The sequence below is a fragment of the Flavobacterium sp. CF136 genome (assembly GCF_000282055.1).
GTDB lineage: Bacteria > Bacteroidota > Bacteroidia > Flavobacteriales > Flavobacteriaceae > Flavobacterium.
Window position 1 is genome coordinate 12549 of the sequence record NZ_AKJZ01000054.1, and the last position, 17857, is coordinate 30405.

General features: G+C 34.3%; 17 protein-coding genes. 9 read left to right on the forward strand and 8 right to left on the reverse strand.

The features are described from left to right. Positions 1–19: 19 nt before the first annotated feature. On the reverse strand, positions 20–1054 hold the full coding sequence (locus tag PMI10_RS15800; RefSeq protein WP_007809803.1) for a hypothetical protein: 1035 nt from the start codon (positions 1052–1054) through the stop codon (positions 20–22). Positions 1055–1100: 46 nt separating this feature from the next. Then, complete coding sequence (locus PMI10_RS15805) at positions 1101–2141, reverse strand: hypothetical protein (protein WP_007809805.1); 1041 nt, start codon at positions 2139–2141, stop codon at positions 1101–1103. A gap of 789 nt (positions 2142–2930) precedes the next feature. On the opposite strand from PMI10_RS15805, the gene PMI10_RS15810 reads away from it, so the two are divergent. Both PMI10_RS15810 and PMI10_RS15815 read left to right on the forward strand, forming a co-directional pair. Beyond that, complete coding sequence (locus PMI10_RS15810) at positions 2931–3335, forward strand: response regulator (protein ID WP_007809809.1); 405 nt, start codon at positions 2931–2933, stop codon at positions 3333–3335. A 50-nt stretch (positions 3336–3385) separates the two neighbouring features. Beyond that, positions 3386–4981: a PAS domain-containing sensor histidine kinase gene (locus PMI10_RS15815; RefSeq protein WP_162129568.1), complete on the forward strand. Its 1596-nt coding sequence runs from the start codon at positions 3386–3388 to the stop codon at positions 4979–4981. A 202-nt stretch (positions 4982–5183) separates the two neighbouring features. On the opposite strand, the gene PMI10_RS22390 is transcribed toward PMI10_RS15815, so the two are convergent. Beyond that, positions 5184–5309, reverse strand: a complete 126-nt coding sequence (locus PMI10_RS22390) for a hypothetical protein (protein ID WP_007809812.1) — start codon at positions 5307–5309, stop codon at positions 5184–5186. A gap of 283 nt (positions 5310–5592) precedes the next feature. On the opposite strand from PMI10_RS22390, the gene PMI10_RS15820 reads away from it, so the two are divergent. The 5 genes from PMI10_RS15820 to PMI10_RS15840 all read left to right on the forward strand — a co-directional run bounded on the left by PMI10_RS15820 (position 5593) and on the right by PMI10_RS15840 (position 8709). Beyond that, a complete protein-coding gene (locus PMI10_RS15820) occupies positions 5593–5979 on the forward strand; it encodes a hypothetical protein (RefSeq protein WP_007809816.1) in 387 nt (128 codons plus the stop codon). A 68-nt stretch (positions 5980–6047) separates the two neighbouring features. Continuing rightward, complete coding sequence (locus tag PMI10_RS15825) at positions 6048–6269, forward strand: YtxH domain-containing protein (RefSeq protein ID WP_007809819.1); 222 nt, start codon at positions 6048–6050, stop codon at positions 6267–6269. Positions 6270–6607: 338 nt separating this feature from the next. Continuing rightward, positions 6608–7252 carry an SET domain-containing protein gene (locus PMI10_RS15830; protein ID WP_007809820.1) on the forward strand — a complete coding sequence of 215 codons (645 nt, stop codon included), beginning with the start codon at positions 6608–6610 and terminating at the stop codon, positions 7250–7252. Between the two features lie 414 nt (positions 7253–7666). Further along, entirely contained in the window at positions 7667–8035 is a 369-nt protein-coding gene (locus PMI10_RS15835; protein WP_007809822.1) for a response regulator, read from the forward strand. 194 nt (positions 8036–8229) lie between these two features. Next, complete coding sequence (locus PMI10_RS15840; protein ID WP_007809825.1) at positions 8230–8709, forward strand: hypothetical protein; 480 nt, start codon at positions 8230–8232, stop codon at positions 8707–8709. A gap of 37 nt (positions 8710–8746) precedes the next feature. Here the strand turns inward: PMI10_RS15840 and PMI10_RS15845 are convergent, their stop codons facing one another. The 3 genes from PMI10_RS15845 to PMI10_RS15855 are packed head-to-tail and all read right to left on the reverse strand — an operon-like array spanning position 8747 to position 10860. Beyond that, complete coding sequence (locus PMI10_RS15845; protein ID WP_050992458.1) at positions 8747–9994, reverse strand: MFS transporter; 1248 nt, start codon at positions 9992–9994, stop codon at positions 8747–8749. Positions 9995–10029: 35 nt separating this feature from the next. Beyond that, a complete protein-coding gene (locus tag PMI10_RS15850; protein ID WP_007809829.1) occupies positions 10030–10257 on the reverse strand; it encodes a hypothetical protein in 228 nt (75 codons plus the stop codon). A gap of 6 nt (positions 10258–10263) precedes the next feature. Beyond that, positions 10264–10860, reverse strand: a complete 597-nt coding sequence (locus PMI10_RS15855; protein WP_035631984.1) for a TetR/AcrR family transcriptional regulator — start codon at positions 10858–10860, stop codon at positions 10264–10266. Positions 10861–11147: 287 nt separating this feature from the next. Here PMI10_RS15855 and PMI10_RS15860 point away from each other — a divergent pair, with 287 nt between their 5' ends. Further along, positions 11148–11624 (forward strand): CAP domain-containing protein, encoded by a 477-nt coding sequence (locus PMI10_RS15860; protein WP_007809833.1) that lies wholly within the window; start codon positions 11148–11150, stop codon positions 11622–11624. Positions 11625–11965: 341 nt separating this feature from the next. Further along, positions 11966–12724 carry a GH12 family glycosyl hydrolase domain-containing protein gene (locus PMI10_RS15865; RefSeq protein WP_007809835.1) on the forward strand — a complete coding sequence of 253 codons (759 nt, stop codon included), beginning with the start codon at positions 11966–11968 and terminating at the stop codon, positions 12722–12724. An 85-nt stretch (positions 12725–12809) separates the two neighbouring features. Here the strand turns inward: PMI10_RS15865 and PMI10_RS15870 are convergent, their stop codons facing one another. Both PMI10_RS15870 and PMI10_RS15875 read right to left on the reverse strand, forming a co-directional pair. Next, positions 12810–14033, reverse strand: coding sequence for a sensor histidine kinase (locus PMI10_RS15870; protein ID WP_007809836.1), 1224 nt, complete (start codon positions 14031–14033; stop codon positions 12810–12812). Positions 14034–14059: 26 nt separating this feature from the next. After that, on the reverse strand, positions 14060–17857 hold a 3798-nt coding region (locus PMI10_RS15875; protein WP_007809838.1), incomplete at its 5' end, for a response regulator.

Genomic DNA, 17857 nt, shown 5'->3' on the forward strand with positions numbered 1-17857 from the left:
TATTAAAATAACCTTACTATTATCGTATCTGATACCAGTTAGTACCATCACTCTGTACTTCAACACAGCTTGAGGCATTGATTGTACTTACTGAACTTCCGGCTAAATTAATATAACTGCCTATGGTTTTTGCACCAGCTGCATTATTGACAATACTATAAATTCGACTCGGTACTGCCGCCGCTGTGGGCAGCGTAATAGTAAATGCAGACGCAAGCGGAATGATTGCTGTTTTATGGGTGTCATTTAATGTCAGGTCTGCGGAAATCACTATAATACTATTGGCAATACTGCCATTGACCTGCAAAGTAGAAGTTGGTGTAGTAGTAGCAATTCCAAAATTCCCCGGATTAGTAAACCTTCCATATTCAGTAAAAGCGGTTGCATTAGTATATCTGCCAAAAGCGAGATATGCTGATCCGACATTTGATGTAAACACACGCAGCGCATCTGTCGTACCAGTCTGGGCAGCTGAAACTTTCTCCATACCATAAGCGTCACCCGTGGACGCATCATACACTGCTGCAATTCCCCTGTGCGTGTCTTTAGCAAATCCTAACCCAACCGGAGCCTGAAATTCAGGTCTTCCCGAACCCGAAAAAGTAAGATTATTAGATCCCATCGTTACCGTGCGATTGCCCGTCAGAGTCCCATTACTGTTATAAATCTCGGTTGCTGTTGCTGATGATCCTAATGTAGTCTTCCATGCTCCGTTGGTATAGATAAAAAGTACGGCCTGTCCATTGAGAATAGTAGTACCTGAGAACGTTGCACTAAAACCACCTGTGGTATTATTGGAAATGGTTAATATATGACCATTAATAGTCGGGGTAAATGCCGTTACTGCAACAGTACCGGTAGCGGTACCTGTAATACTGGCCAGTGAAGTTTGTGTATTAATATTAGCCGCATTAGAAGCCACAGTAAAACTTACCTCCCTGCGGGTAACCGCTCCGTTGACATCCAGCATCGTTCTGGGATCAGTGGTGTTCATCCCTATCTGGGCAAAGGATAAATAAGGAATAAAAAACAGCAGTAGAATTTTACTTTTCATTTTAATTGTCCTTTAAGATTATGTAATACTTTAAAGCATTTTTTTTTTATTGTATCTGACGCCAGCTGGTACCATCACTCTGTACTTCTACACTGCTTGCTGCGCCTATAGTGGTTACAGTAGCCCCGGCTAAATCAATATAACTACCTATGGTTTTTGCACCAACTGTATTATTAACAATGGTATAAACTCTCCCGCTTCCTGTGCTGGCAGCTGGCAACGTAACGTTAAATGCAGACCCTAGCGGAATGATTACTGTTTTATTACTCACACCTAATGTTACATTTCCCGAAATAACCGTGATACTAGTGGCAATACTGCCGTTTACATGTAAGGTAGAACTTGCTCCGTTACCAGTCCAGATACCAAAAAAACCGGTAGCTGTTTGAAACCTGGCATATTCAGTAAAAGCAGTTGCAGTGGTATATTTACCAAAAGCGAGATATGCTCCCGTAAAATTTGATGTAAATAAACGGAAAGCTGGAGCTGATGACCCTGACTGGCTGGTTGAAACCTGCTCCATACCATATACGTCACCGTTTGTAGCATTATATATTGTTGCTACCCCCCTGAATGTATCTTTGGCGTATCCGAACGCATTTGCGAATTCAACTCTTCCTGTACCTGAAAAAGTAAGAGTATTAGATCCCAGTGCAACAGTACGATTACTTGTCAGCGTACCATCACTGTTGTACAAATTAGTTGTTGATATTGTTGATGATCCCATTGTAGTTTTCCATGCACCATTGGTATATACAAAACCTATGGCCTGGGCATTAGGAATTGTCGTTCCTGAAAACGTTGCACCAAAACCTCCTGTAGTATTATTGGAAATCGTTAATATATGTCCATTGATAGTCGGGGTAAATGCCGTTACAGTTACAGTACCCGTAGCAGTACCTGTAATATTGGCCAGCGAAGTATCTGTATTAATGTTCACTGCATTAGAAGCCACGGTAAAGCTCACCTCCCTGTGCGTAACCCCTCCATTAACATCTAATGTTGTTCTGGGATCGGTAGTGTTTATCCCTATCTGGGCAAAGGATAAATAAGGAATAAAAAACAGAAGTAGAATTTTACTTTTCATAGTCATCTTTTGATTAAATATTTTTTAGATACATTTTTAAATAGCAATAATTTCAAAAACCGTAGTCATAATGTGTCCTATAAGTTTTTTTCTATAAGCTGAACATTTTTTTGACATTAATCCATTGATAATAATAAAATTAATTAGCAGTTTATCAATTCAAATTAAAAACAATAACAATAATCAATACTATTCAATTGCCTCTTTATTCTTTCAAATTTAAGCAAAAAAATGTTCGTATCCTTTTTTTGTTTTTTTAGTTTAAATAATTACTTAATTAGCTCGGAGAAGCGACTCCTGAAAACCATATAACTAAATCAAAAAAACCTGCAGCATAAACATGTACACCGCAGGCTTTCTAACAAAACTCAGTCTTAACTTCTAAGCTTCATTACTATCTTTTGTCAGCTGCATCAAAATTAACAGTGTTATAAGCCGCTTCTGTAAGCAGAATGTCTGCCTCTTTTCTTCTGCCAGAACTCCTCCGTAATTTCAAATTTATATAACAAATCATATACAATTTTTACAGAATTAATCATCAGACTTATAAGATTTACATCTGAAATTAGATACCGATTTAAAATTTAAAGCTGCTATTTCAATTATATAAAAAGACCGGAATAATTTTTTTCTTATTCTTCCATACAAATCATATTCCGTAAAGAAAGTTTATCATCAAACCTGACATTCAATAATCCGTAAGGCAAATTAAATATAAAGGCTGGCATAATTTAGTATGATTGTTTATATTTGTTTTTTCTCAAATTAATACTACTGCATTAACCGATTATGAAGTGTTTTTTAATTGACGACGACGAAGATGACAGAGAAATTTTTTCGTTAGCCCTTAGCGCAGCCAATTCATCTTCTACATATGTTACAGCTACAAATGGCGAAGATGCATTACGTATTTTAGAAGACCAGCCTGACTATATTCCGGATTTTATTTTTTTAGATCTCAATATGCCCTTTATGGACGGACGATCTTGTCTGAAAGAATTAAGAAAAATATCGAAATTACGTGATGTTCCTGTAATAATGTTTACTACATCTTCCTATTCAAAAGATATCGAAGATACTTTAAAACTTGGTGCCTCACATTACCTTATAAAACCCTCCAGTCTTAATGGTCTGGTAGAAATACTTATCTCTTTTTTTGAAGGTAATGCTACCACCTATCAATTAAATCCTTAGTTAAATTTGTTTATTTTTTTAATTGGCTTATCTTTATCTATATGGCAATTATGGACACAACAAATACAGTAGATTATAATTCACTTCAACTGCTGGAAGCCCTTCCAGCTGCGGTTTACACCTGTGATTTACAAGGAAAAATTACGTTTTTTAATCAGGCAGCTGCAGATTTATGGGGGCGCCGCCCAGAAATAGGTAAAGACATGTGGTGCGGTTCCTGGAAAATCTATAATCCTGACGGAACAACTTTAGATCTTGACAAATGCCCAATGGCAGTTACTTTGAAGGAAGGCAGGATTGTTAAAAGTGCCGAAATTATTATTGAAAAACCCGATGGTATTCGTGTACACGTTCTGCCATATCCCAGACCCATTTTGGATACTGAAGGAAAAATGATAGGTGCCTTGAATATGCTTGTTGATTTATCCGAAAAATACCAACACGATCAACATCTTATACATAGTCAAAACAGTTATAAAAATTTATCAGAACAATTAGAAGAAAAAGTTACTGAAAGGACTTTAAACCTCCAAAAAAGTGAAGATCGCTATCATAAGATGGTGGAAGAGGTAGAAGACTATGCCATCTTGCTGCTTGACCCTGACGGGAATGTACAAAATTGGAATTTAGGGGCACAAAAAATAAAGGGATATACTGAAAAAGAGATTATTGGCAAAAATTTCAGCTTGTTTTATCTTATTGAAGACAGAGAAAAAAAGCTGCCGCAAACCCTTATAAATCGGGCTGCACGCGAAGGAAAGGCAATGCACGAAGGTTGGAGACTCAAGAAAAACGGAGAAAAATTCTGGGGCTTTGTGGTTCTCACAGCGCTGCATGACGATGATGGTACTATTATTGGATTCTCTAAGGTAACAAGAGATCTGACTGAAAGAAAATTATTTGAAGATCAATTAAAGGAAAATGCCCTAAATATAGAATTTCGAAATAAACAGCTTGAAGAGTATGCCCATATTGCCTCACATGATCTTCAGGAGCCTTTACGTAAGATACGAATTTTTGCAGAAATGCTTTCACACAAAATTAAGGATGAAGATGCTTTACGTGATATACGAAAGATTGAATCATCAGCTTCTCGAATGACTATGCTCATTAAGGATGTTCTCGCCTATTCCGAAATTGCACAAGGTGAGCAAATGTTTGCACCAACTGACCTGAATGAAGTATTGAGCAATGTTATAGAAGATTGCGAACTTTGGATTCTGGAAAAGAATATTACCATCGAGCAGACATCATTACCGGTTATTAATGCTATTCCGATTCAAATGCATCAGCTTTTTTCCAATCTTATTACTAATGCATTAAAATATTCTAACTCCGGAGGTACCATTTCTATACTGGGTGATATCATATACGCTGTTGATGCAAGTGAACTTAAACTGAAGGAGAATACAAATTACCTGCAACTAATTTTCCGTGATAATGGTGTTGGTTTTGATGCAAAATATAGTGATCAGGTTTTTAAATTATTCCAAAGATTAAACACCTCTCAGCACGGAACCGGGATAGGTCTGGCGTTATGCAAAAAAATTATTGAAAATCATAGTGGCACTATTACAGTAAAAAGTGAAGTTGGAATTGGTACAGAATTCCTTATTTGTCTTCCTTTAGACCATGAAGGTCAATAACCTTTGAATTATTAATCAGTTATACTTTATGCGCATAATAACTGAAAATCCTATGAAATTCTAAATTCCCTCACAGAACCATGAAGGTACAACCTCATTTGTAAATTATACAAACAAAATTTTATACAAAATTTAAAAGCGTGCTGCTTACAGTTAAACAGCACGCTTTTATCTTTAGATTTTATAATTTAAAACTAAAAAATTAGTGACTTCCTCTTTCTTTTGTTCCTGTAGATTTATTGTCACTTTTTCCTCTTGAACCAGAATTTGATTTTTGAGTTTTACTACTTTTCATTCCTGATTTTGAATCTTTTTTTGAAGTTTCCATAATATTGTTATTTTAAAATTAATAATGCAATTTCATGAAAATTGAGCTCTTTTTTGTTACAATATTTTTACTATTTATTACAATATTTTCAAGTGCAGCAAATTATAATAATATAAAAATGAGTGATTTTGTAAGCACAAATCAGAATATATAATTTAAACAACAGTTGAAAATCTTGTAAAATTTTAAAAAAAAATTGTAACATTTTTAAAGCTTTTTTTTTCAAATTTGAAAATATTAAATGCTTTTTTTTTAAACACAATTAACTTAAAGTCAGTTAGCTATGAACAATTTAAAAAATCAGGAAGAAAATGATTTTGGTATAAATAAAAACCAAAAGTCATATGAATGCAGCAGGCCACACAATGATAATACTGCTAACGATAATGAAGCCCTTGATGACCAATTTACAGGTGGTGAAGATCCGGATACTAACTTGCGTTATCAGCAAAATGCAATGAAAAATGAAACTTCTGAGTTAATAGAAAGCGGACTCAATCTGGCGGAAAATAATACTCCTTATCCTGAACGCGATAGTACAAATCCTTATGACAGCTACAATCTGGACCATGAAGATGAAGCATATCACAATAATAATGAAGAAAACTATTCGGATGATCGATTTAAGAATAATCAGAATAGTTCAGACTCAGAATATGCAACAGATTAAGCCTAAATACCAGCAAAGTCAAAAAGAGATCTTGCAGGAAAATTAATTATTCACATAAATTTAAAAACATGAAAAATACAAAAGCAATATACGCTTTCTTCGCCGGAGCAGCGATAGGAGCAGCATTGGCGATACTATACGCTCCTGAAAAAGGCGAAGATTTAAGAAGCAAAATAGCTGATTTGAAATCAGATTATTTAGGCAGCTTAAAAGATAAAGTAAATCAATTTATCGGAAAAACCTCAGACAGTACAAATTCTGATACCGATAACGCAAACCAGCCTGTTTAAAATTAGCCCATCATTTATACCCATTGATTAAATCCATTGTAAAATTGAACTACAATTTGCAATGGATTTTTTATGTGTAAATTAAAAACTACGAGGTCAATAACAAGTAAGTAAAAAACATGTTGACAAGTTTATTCACTCTTAAAATTGTGTAACATTCGATAATAATACTGTAAGAAAAAATTGCCGTTAATATTTAATTTTCTAATTTTAAATAACAAAAAAACTTTACGGATAACTTAGCTTTTAAAATTCATTTTTATGATTGATACTTTAAAAACCAAACAGAAAAATGTTGATTTAGTAGTCCGTTTGAATCTCTTAAAAAAATATAAAAAATGATACATCCAGACACGAAAATCAGTTATATAAGTCCTGAAAAAGGCTATGGTGTTGTGGCTACAAAATTAATCCCCAAAGGTACTATTACCTGGGCCCAGGATGACCTTGACAGAATATTTAAGCCTGCAGATTTAAGTAAATTGAATCCTTTTATAAAAAACTATCTCGACAAATATTGCTTTATAAACAAATTTGGAGAATTAGTCTTGTGCTGGGACAATGGAAAATATGTCAATCATAGTTTTAAACCAAATTGTTTCAGTACTGCATATGATTTTGAAATTGCTATTAAAGATATTCTGCCCGGAGAGGAGCTAACAGACGATTATGGTTATTTAAATGTAGATAAACCTTTTGAAGTCCTGGATGAAGGAACTGATCGCAAAATTGTTTTTCCCGATGATCTTTTGCATTTTCATGCTGAATGGGATTTACTTATTAAAAATAATGCGCCATATGTTTTACAGGTTAGTCAGCCACTTTTGCCATTAATTCATCATCAGGTGTGGGAGGAATTTATTACTGCGGTAGAAAATCCGGATCAGATGCGTTCCTTATTAGAATGCTATTACAAAAGAGAAAAAATTCAGGATAATATATCATCTTCAGATGATTTAAACTTAAATAATTTAAGCTTTTAATTACAGAAAATAAAAAATACAGCATGGGAATTATATAACAAAAAAGTAAAGTTATATAAAATCAAGTTTTATTATCCCGTCATTTTTATCTGTAAATAACTGAAAATGTAGTCTCAAATGTGAAAATATTTTTCTCATCAATGTATTTTTTTATATTTTTTTTGTAAATTAGTAAAATTGCCAAAGAACAATTTTAAGTGTATAAGCCAAATAGCTATTTTTTAATAAATAATATTGAAGTTCTTATACTTAAACATGAAAAGAAAAACATTAAAACTTGTTTAAAAACAAGTTTTTTTTATCAAAACCATTTTAAAATAATAGCTATAAACTTACAAATAATTCAAATTTGAATATAATTTTACCGAAAAGAAAAATAAAACGAATGATCCATAAATCATAAAAACATCTGCTATGAAATATAAAAATATTTTGCAAATTGATGACGATTTTGATGATTGTGAATTTTTTCAACAGGCTCTTGAAGCAGTTTCCAATGCAGTCTATATGGCGATGCATAATCCTGTTGAAGCTTTAGAAAAATTAACAAGCAAAGAAATAGAACCGGATCTTATTTTTCTGGATATAAATATGCCAATGATGACCGGTTTGGAGGTATTAGCTGAAATTAAAAAAACTGATATTATCAAAAATATCCCTGTCATTTTATTTTCTACAGCACTTGTAACACCAAAATTAGCAAAAACCCTTGGTGCAAAGGACTATCTGTCTAAACCCAATAATTTTAATGAATTAAAAGATGCGTTAAGAGAAATAATCTAAATCATTCTTATAAATAACAAAATAATATTCTGCAAAAATGAACCGAAAGGAATTCATTTTTGCAGAATAAAAATATCAGCAACAGCAAATAGACTATTTCAATTCTTCTGCTCAAAACTAAATCAGGAAAATAATTACTGCCATACAAAATTGCATGTAATCAGTATTTGATATGCACCTTTAAAATATCAATTATGGATTTTTACACATTTTTTCAAATAATAATAGTATCTCTTCTGGCAACTTCAGCCATGACATTATTCAGCTACACAATGTCTGCTAGCTTTCGTGAATTGTTTAAAGAACCTGTATTATTAAGTTTTATACTTATAAAAACAAATCTTGAACTATCGGTACATACAAAAAAATATTTAGCCTGGTTACTGCATTACCTTATTGGTTTTATTTTCGTCCTGGCATATCATATAATCTGGCTTTACAATATTCTTTACATCTCAATTATAAGTGCTTTATTACTAGGGGTTCTAAGCGGTATAATTGGCATCATTGGATGGGTTCTTATATTCAAAATTGCTGATTACCAGCCTAAAATCGATTTCAAAGGATATTATATTCAGTTATTCTTTGCACACATTATTTTTGCAATTGTTGCAACCACAGCATATTATCTTTTATCGACTATTTCTTTATTAGCAAATGCTTTAGCATATTAAGCAACATAAGGTCCGTTCGTCTTCGCTCAGGATAAACTTATTTTTTTGCAATTACATCTTTTGATTTTGCTAATTGATTTACTCTCCACATTAACAGTGCAGTACAAAATGTAGTCACTGCAATTACATACCCTAAAATATCATAGTTTTCCAAAGGAGAAATCTTTGTTTTTTGATGTACAATAAAACCTGCACAAACGGCTGCAATTCCACCGGCAATTTGCTGTAATGATGACGTTATGGACATATAAGCTCCACGGTCTTTCATTTCGGGAATTGCCGTATTGAGTGTCGTAGCAGGAATCATACGGCTCATAATACCCATGAACAAAATCATATTGATTACCACTACTTCCCATAATGGTATTGGACTAAGGTTGGTATAAATTAAAACCATAATGATTGAAATTAATGACCCCGCACAAAATAATTTAAACTTGCTTATTTTATCGCTTAACCTTCCAATTATGGGCATTATAAAAAGTACAGAAAGGCCTGTAAAGAAAAATACCATTGGTAATTGTAGCTGGCTTATATGAATATTATTTACCAGAAAAGCAGTTCCAAATGGCTGTAACATAAACCCTCCAACAGATAAAAATGCAATGGCCGCAAAACCAACCTGATAGTTTTTATTACTAAGTGTATGTAAAAGATGAAGAAAAGGGTTTTTATCAGATTGCAGTTCTAAATGCTTCGTTACAGGTTCCATTTTAGTGACAATAGCAATCAGGATCAATACTCCTAAAGCTGCAATCATAATAAAAGCGGAATGCCATCCCCAATTATTGGCAAAATATAATCCAAGCGGTATTCCTAAAATCTGGCTCGTTGCAAATGCCATTTGTATAAACCCCATAACCCGCCCTCTTTGATGAATTACAAATAAATCTGTTACAATCGCCAGGGAAACTGAACCAATAACACCACCGAAAAGGCCTGTAAAAATCCTTGCAAAAAGCAGCATCCAGTAACTGGAAGCAAAAGCACAGAAAACAGTACCAATAATGAATCCTGCATAAAAGAAAATCAAGAGTTTTTTTCTGTCAAATCTGTCCGCAAAACCTGCCGCAAGTAATCCTGAAATTCCTGCGCTGAAAGCATATCCGGAAACTGCAAAACCAAAGTTTGATGTAGTCATATCAAGCTTTTTCATTAATATATCTCCCAAAGGGGAAATAATCATAAAATCAAGTATAACTGTAAATTGTAAAAGCGCCAGTATGGCAATAATAATTTTTTGATTTGAGGTAAAAGGCGGGATCTCTATTGTACTTTTTTCCATTTTTGACTGATTGAATTTTGACTGATTAATTTTGGTTAGGGCAATTCCTGGCATTGATAGCCAAATTCATTAACTATACCGATGATTTCATTAGGTTTAAGTACCTCTGAAACAACACGCAGTACGCAATCAACATCTTCATAATCAATACTCCATTGTTGTATGTCTGAATGATTATCCAGTGTGATGTGCATAGGACAGTCCGGATTTTTTTCTCCAATGTCTGTTTTAAAAATATGTATTGTGTTTAAATTTGTTTCCATAATTTTTCATGGTTTTAAAGCTTTAATGGCAGCCTGAAAAGCTTCCCTTATCATTTTATTGGTCAGTATAAATGGTTTTCCTCCCATACTTTTACCTTCTTTATGAAAGTTTAATAAAGTATACAACGGTCCATATGCAATAGCCCAAAAAACTTCGAATGTCATTGGAACCAGTTCATTATTACGTAGCGCGTTTTCAATAAACTGGTGCATGCTCGTTCTGAAATCTGAAAATTTTGTTGAAGAATTTAATATGGCTTCCCCGTATGGCGAGTGTTTTATAATTTCAAAAAAGGCAACTTCTTTTGGGTTTTTCAGGGCAAATAGAGACCGGTTTTCCCACTGTTTCCATAATCCTTCTTCAAATGACATCTCAGGTGAAAAGTCTTTTACTGTACTTGTAAAAAAATCAAGAGCAATGGTTCCTCCTATCTTTAGTATTAAATCATCTTTGTCTTTGTAATAAATATATAAGGTAGCTACAGAAATATTACAGGCTTTTGCCAGCTTATTCATGCTGAAACCTTGAAAGCCATCTTGCACAATCTGATCTATCGCATTTTCAATGACCAGTTTTTCCTTATCAATATCCCTTATTCTCATTCTGTTTTTTTTACAAAGATAAAATAATAAATGAATGAACGTTCTTTTATTTATTGTTTTTTTATTTAAAATTATAATTTCATCATTGGCAATAGCATACATTTATACTGTTTCACTTTCATAATTTCTTTCCCTATAAATTCACCAAAAACAGATAATATCAATACTCTTTTTTATTAAAAAAATATTGAAATATTGAAACATTTAATTAGCATTTAAAAAATTGTAAATAAAAAAACAAATATCTTTACACCCGGCAGGCTATTTATATCTCAATTAATTATTCAATGTCTTCAAAATATTTTATTTTTTTAATTTTAGTACCATTATTTTTTTCTTGTGATAATAATGATGATACTCCTGTTGTTGATACAAATGTTACCGATCCTGTTTTGATTGAAATCAATAAACTCAGGGTAACAGGATGTAAGTGTGGCGATGAAGATATGCCACCGGTTCCTGAATTGGTAAGTAACTCAATATTAGCCCGGACAGCGATCAATTATGCTCATGATATGAATGTCCGCAATTATTTTTCTCACATATCCCCGGAAGGGACAAGTCCTATACAAAGAGCCAGTACATCAGGCTATACGGGGAACTACGTAGGAGAAGTCATTGCCCGTAATTATGCTAATCCTGTTGATGTTGTAATTGGCTGGAAGAACAGTACAGATCATTGCAAAGCTATGATGAGCAGTGATTATATCGAAATGGGTGCAGGAAAATCCGATAATGTATGGGTTGCCAATTTAGGAAAATAACTCTATTCTGATGTTCACTTTTATTCTCGTTTATTTAAACAAAAAAATCTTCACTTCCTCTTATTCATCAGATAATCATAGTACTATAAAATTATGCTTTTATAGGATTAATCAGTAGTTTAATTTATGTTTCTTATAAATTACGAAATTCTCATTTTTTTTATTTTAATTATGGTCATTTTAACCATAACTAAATGAAAATATTGCTTTTTAAATAGAATTTGTCATTTTTTTATGATTATAATTTAAAAATTACAATTTATTTAAGAACTATTTAGTTAAATAGATAATTATAAGTATCTTAGTCATAACTTATTTATTAACTATAAACCACTTATTTTATGAAAAAAACAATTTTATTTGCTGCATTATGCGCTATGTTTATCAGTTGTGAAGCAACCGATAGTAACACTGAATCCGAAGTTAAGGCAAACTGGTCATCATCTGCACAATATGCAAGCTGGTCAAATGGAGGTTATACTGTCTACAACAATATCTGGGGGAGCGGTGCAGGCAGCCAGTCTATCTGGGCAAACAGTTACAGTCAATGGGGAGTTTGGGCAAATCATCCTAATACTGATGGTATTAAATCATATCCAAATTCTACCAAGTATATTGGTAAAGTCCTTAGTGCAGTAAATACGCTCAGTACTAGTTTTAACGCCACTACACCTGCCGGTGGTGCATGGGAATCATGTTATGATATCTGGGACAGTGCCAAAGCACATGAAATAATGCTATGGATGAATTATACCGGAAATGCAAATGGTTCGGGGAATGTAAAACCAATTTCATATAATTATTCAGCCACCGGAGCAGCAATTGCAGTTTATACCAATCAAAGTATTGGTGGTCATACCTGGAATGTGTACAGAGGTAATAATGGTTCGAATAATGTATATTCATTTTTACGCACATCAAAAACAAATAGTGGTACTATTGATGCCAAAGCCATTTTAAATTGGATAAAAAACAAAGGATGGATTGGTAATATTACAGTTGGTGATGTACAATTTGGATTTGAAATCACATCCTCTTATGGTACAAACGGAGGCGGGTTAAATTATACCTGCAACAGTTATTCTGTTACCAGCAACTAATTTTTATCTAAAATTAAATACAAAACAGACTCATTATTGGGTCTGTTTTTATTTTTTAGACATTCATTAATGATTTCCCTACTGATTAATAAGGAATATAAATATTAAAAGTAGCTCCTTTCATAGGTTCACCAACGGCATCTACATAACCATGGTGGTTTTCAACTATTTTCTTGACAATGGCTAGTCCAATCCCGGTTCCTTCATAAAGATCCCTGCCATGCAACTTCTGGAAAACTCCAAATATTTTTTCATTGTGTTGTGGTTCAAACCCGATTCCGTTATCTCCAAAACTAATATGGCAATAATTAACTTCCCTTGATAATTTTCCGATGTGTAAATCCAGGCCACTAACTAAACGGCTTTTTACAGTAATCTCTAATGGCACTTCCGGTTGGGCAAATTTTATGGCATTATGAATTAAGTTTTCCATCAACTGAACAAATTGAAAAGGGATAATCTTTGCGTTATCATGAAAATCAGTTATAATGACCGCATTTTTTTCCAGTAAATTTTCATGTAATGCTTCTTTCACATCATTGATAATAGTGTTAAGATCTATTGTTTCAAACCTTCTGTCGACAAGAGTAGCTCTTGAAAAAGTAAGCAGGCTGTTAATGAGTTCCCGCATTCTATTGGTGGCATACAGGATTCTGTTAAATTTAAGTTTTCCATCCTCAGATAAATTTGAATATTCATTAGAAAGTATCAGATTGGCAAAGGTTTGAATTTTTCTCAATGGCTCCTGAAGATCATGGCTTGATATATAAGTAAAAGCATCCAGTTCCATGTTTTTCTTTCTAAGTTCTTCAGCGTGTTTTTCGATAGCAGAATTTTGAAGGGCAAGTTCTTTATTTGATTTTAAAATTATCTCATTAAGTGCAGTCGTCTCCTCTTCTTTTTTTCTCAATTCCTGATTTTTTCGGAATAGTTCCGTAAAAATCATGACTTTGGCCTGTAATATTTCCGGAGATAAAGGTTTAATCATATAATCAACAGCACCTGACTGATATCCTTTGAATATGTATTCAGTCGTATCCATATTGGCTGTCAAAAAAATAATAGGAACATGTTTGAGTTTTTCGCTTTGACGGATTAATTCAGCCGTTTCAAATCCGTCCATCAACGGCATTTGAACGTCCATGAGAATAATAGCAAAATTCTGATCTTTTAAAAGAATCCGCAGAGCATCTTTTCCTGATGTTGCTTCGACAAACTGATAGCCACGATTAGCCAGGATGACTTGCAAAGAAAGCAGATTTTCTTTTTTGTCATCCACGATTAAGATTTTAACTGCGTTGTCTCCCATTATTTTGAGTTGAATATAAAATTATTTTATTTAAGCCACACACGCATGAGTGAAGACAGTTGTTCTACATTTACCGGTTTTGTTATATAATCTGAGGCTCCTGATTCTATACAACGCTGCCTGTCTCCTTTCATCGCTTTTGCTGTTACCGCAATAATAGTCAGATCCTTATGTCTTGCATCTTTTCGAATACGTTTCATAGTTTCATATCCATCCATTTCGGGCATCATAATATCCATCAGAACAATATCTATAGTCTTATCTTCATTCAGGATATCAATGGCTTCCTGACCACTTTCCGCACTGATAACATTTAATCCATATCTTTCTAAGGCTGTTGTCAGGGCAAAAAGATTACGTACATCATCATCTACCAATAGTACTTTTTTGCCTGGCAGCACATCTTCTTTCAGATAAAAAGATTCAATAGTTTCCCTCATTGCGTCTGGTAATTCTTTATGGACACGATGCATAAACAAGGCTGTCTGATCGATCAGCTTATCCATAGAACCTGCACTCTTTGTAATAATACTATGGGCAAACCTGTTTAGTTTTACTTTTTGTTTCTTAGTTACATCACCCGCCGAATGTATGATTATAGCCGTTTCCTGCCCGGCAATATTATTCTCCAGATCTGTCATTATATCAAGCCCGTCCGCATCTGGCAGTACTAAATCTAAAATGATGCAATCAAATGAGTTTTCTCTGATAAGCGCTACCGCTTCATTAGCTGTTTTAGCACTAAAAATCGTAATATCATCTCCATCAACAGCTTTTAATATCCTGTTAAGTTCTGTTTGGTTATCATCTACTACTAAAAGATTTTTTACCTTTTTATTCTTAAAATCATGAATATCATTAAAGAGATAAGCCAGCGAATCATTTTTTACCGGTTTAAGGAAAAAGTTTCTCGCACCGCGCTTAAGGCCTTTATTTCTTTCATCTTCACCGGATATAATATAAACCGGAATATGACGCAGGTTAAAATCGGTTTTTAATCTGTCAAGGATTTTCCATCCACTCGTATCAGGCATATTCAGATCCATCGTTATGGCATGTGGACGAAACTGATTGATAAAATCAATTACATCATTGCCCTTTGTAGTAACAATAGCTTTGATTCCGTTAATATGAGCCTGTTCCAGCATAATTTTTGCGAATATTAGATTATCTTCCGCAATCAAAAGCACTTTATCGTCAGGTTTAATATCGGTCCTGTCGTCTCCTACTTCATCAACAAAGAACAAATCAATATCTGATCGGTTAAACTTTTCGGAAGGCAGCGATTTTATACGGCCCTTAATATCTGTTTCTTCATTTACATCGATATTTTCTATTTCAGAAATGTGAACATATTTTAAAGGAAGGAACAACGTAAATTTACTTCCTACATTAGTTTCACTTTCAAGCTCAATACTTCCTCCTAATAAATCTGAAAGTCCACGGCTGATAGATAATCCTAACCCTGTACCTCCGTATTTACGGCTGGTAGAACCTTCGGCCTGCTGGAAAGCTTCAAATATGATATTTTGTTTTTCCTTAGAAATACCAATTCCGGTATCTGAAATTTCAAATGCTACTACAGCCTCAGCATTATCAAGGCTTGCATTTGTAGTTTTCCAATTATTATTTGCTTTGTATATATTAAGCTGTACTTCTCCTTTTTCAGTAAACTTGAAAGAATTTGACAAAAGATTTTTTAAAATCTGATTCAATCGTTGCGAATCAGTTTCTATTAATTCCGGAAGTGCATCATCCATACTAATTTTAAAACGCAGATGTTTCGCTTCAGATATTGGATTAAAAGTTGACTCAACAAATCTGCTGATGTCTTCAAAACTAATCGGATTATAATCAACAGAAATATAACCTGATTCAATTTTAGATAAATCCAGAATATCATTAATCAGCTGAATAAGGTCATCTCCACAAGAATTTATGGTCTTGGCAAACTGTATTTGTTTTTCGGATAAATTACCGTCGCGGTTGGCAATTAATTCATTAGCCAAAATCTGCAAACTGTTCAGTGGTGTTCTCAACTCATGCGACATATTTGCCAAAAACTCTGATTTATATTTGGATGTTAAAGTTAACTGATCGGCTTTTTCTTCCAATGCTTTTCTTGCCACCTCAACTTCCTGGTTTTTAAGCTCTACTTCTTCTTTTTGATTTGCTAATAAGAATGCTTTTTCTTCCAGCTCTTCGTTGGTATTTTTTAATACTTCCTGCTGGCTTTTTAACTCTCCTGCTAAAGATTGGGATTGTACCAATAATTCTTCTGTTCTTGAATTTGATTCAATCGTATTCAATACGATACCAATACTTTCTGTTAATCCTTCAAGGAAATCTAAATGGGTCTGACTAAAAGTATCCAAAGAAGCCAATTCGATAACAGCTTTCAACTGACCTTCAAAAAGTACCGGAAGAATGATAACATCCTGTGGTTTTGCATCACCAAGGCCGGAATTGATTTTGATATAATCTTTAGGAACATTGCTCAGAATAATTCTTTCTTTTTCTATCGCAACCTGTCCGATTAGCCCTTCTCCCATCGCATATTGGGTTGGCGAATTTTTTCTTTTAATATAAGCGTAAGAAGCAATCAGATTCAATTTAGAATCCATGAATTCCTCATCTTCCTGCAGAATATAAAAGAGTCCGTGTTGTGCTGTTACAACGGTTGCAAGTTCCGAAAGGATTTTTTTGGTAACGGAATTCAGTTCTTTTTGTCCCTGAAGCATTTGTGTAAACTTCGCCAAATTCGATTTCAGCCAGTCTTGCTCCTGATTTCGTAATGTAGTTGCTTTCAGGTTTGAAATCATTTGGTTGATTGTATCTTTTAGAGCTTCAACTTCCCCTTTTGCTTCAACACCAATAGTTCGGGTTAAATCTCCTTGCGTTACCGCCGATGCTACCTCAGAAATCGCACGTACCTGCGTTGTCAGATTCGCTGCAAGCTGATTCACATTTTCAGTCAGGTTTTTCCAGGTTCCGGAAGCTCCCGGTACATTCGCCTGACCTCCCAGTTTTCCTTCTGCTCCTACCTCACGCGCCACAGTGGTTACCTGATCGGAGAATGTAGCCAGCGTGTCAATCATTTCGTTGATTGTATCTGTTAATTGTGCCACCTCGCCTTTGGCATCAATCGATAATTTTTGTTTTAGATTTCCTTTGGCTACTGAGGTTACAACTTTTGCGATTCCACGTACCTGAGACGTTAAGTTCGAAGCCATCAGGTTAACAGAATCCGTTAAATCTTTCCAGGTTCCGGCAACACCTTTTACCTCAGACTGACCTCCCAGTTTTCCTTCTGTACCTACCTCACGCGCCACACGGGTTACCTCTGAAGCGAATGAGTTAAGCTGTTCCACCATCGTATTGAAAGTATTTTTCAAATCCAAAATCTCTCCTTTTACGTCAACGGTAATAGGTTTCGAAAGGTCACCATTTGCTACGGCTTTTGTTACCTCAGCAATATTACGCACCTGATCCGTTAAGTTTGATGCCATCTGATTCACCGAATCCGTTAAATCTTTCCACGTTCCGGCAACTCCGGGTACGAACGCTTGCCCTCCCAGTTTTCCTTCTGTTCCTACCTCTCTCGATACCCTGGTTACTTCTGAAGCAAAACTTCTAAGCTGATCCACCATCGTGTTTACGGTTTCTTTCAATTGAAGGATTTCTCCACGAACGTCTGCAGTAATTTTTTTCGACATATCTCCGTTAGCTACTGCAATAGTTACCTCGGCAATGTTACGTACCTGAGTGGTTAAATTCCCCGCCATTTGGTTCACGGAATCTGTTAAATCTTTCCACGTTCCCGC